Here is an 859-nt window from a genome sequence, read left to right as displayed (position 1 = left end):
GCCTGTAGCTCAGCTGGTTAGAGCACCGTGTTGATAACGCGGGGGTCGGCAGTTCAAGTCTGCCCAGGCCTACCATTTATTTTACGGGGCCATAGCTCAGTTGGTAGAGCGCCTGCCTTGCACGCAGGAGGTCAACGGTTCGACTCCGTTTGGCTCCACCATAATAAATACGATAGTAACTATATAAACAAGCATAAACAGAAACAAATAATTCAGATATTACATCATACGATTATTTCTTTCTGTTTTATACAGAACTTATGACTCGACGAGAGCGTAAGAACTATTTAAAAACATAGATATGAGTCTGGGTTAGAGTGGCGTGTTCACGCGACACTCTAACCTTAGTAACCGACCTCTTAACGACATCAGTTGTTATCCCAGGGGTTGGTTACTAAAAAAGTAAAGAGAACTGAATCAAGCGTATAAACATAGGTGATATCGTTATCATAATTAGACTTTATGACACTTTGAAGTTAAAACTTATTTATAAGTTAAGACTACTTGGGGTTGTATGGTCAAGTAATGAAGCGCACATGGTGGATGCCTTGGCAGTCAGAGGCGATGAAAGACGTGACAGCCTGCGATAAGCTTCGGGGAGGCGGCAATATCCTGTGATCCGGAGATTTCTGAATGGGGAAACCCACTTACCATAAGGTAGGTATCTTGTACTTGTACAAGAAGCGAACGAGGGGAAGTGAAACATCTCAGTACCCTTAGGAATAGACATCAAATGAGATTCCCCAAGTAGCGGCGAGCGAACGGGGAGAAGCCGATTAGTGCTAATGTAGAAGAACAGCGTGGGAAAGCTGACCGTAGTAGGTGATAGTCCTGTATTCGAAACATTAGCGTTAACATA

At 43.5% G+C, this 859-nt stretch carries 1 tRNA gene and 1 rRNA gene; both read left to right on the top strand.

Features of this window, described 5'->3' with window-relative positions:
- The first annotated feature begins 85 nt into the window (after window positions 1-85).
- Window positions 86-161 (top strand) — tRNA-Ala (locus AAEY80_RS14285).
- Window positions 162-516: 355 nt separating this feature from the next.
- Window positions 517-859 (top strand): 23S ribosomal RNA (locus tag AAEY80_RS14280); the annotation flags it as partial.

It is taken from the genome of Psychrobacter sp. 78a-MNA-CIBAN-0178, from assembly GCF_040309625.1.
GTDB classification, from domain to species: domain Bacteria; phylum Pseudomonadota; class Gammaproteobacteria; order Pseudomonadales; family Moraxellaceae; genus Psychrobacter; species Psychrobacter okhotskensis.
This window is presented reverse-complemented; position numbering and strand designations above follow the sequence as displayed.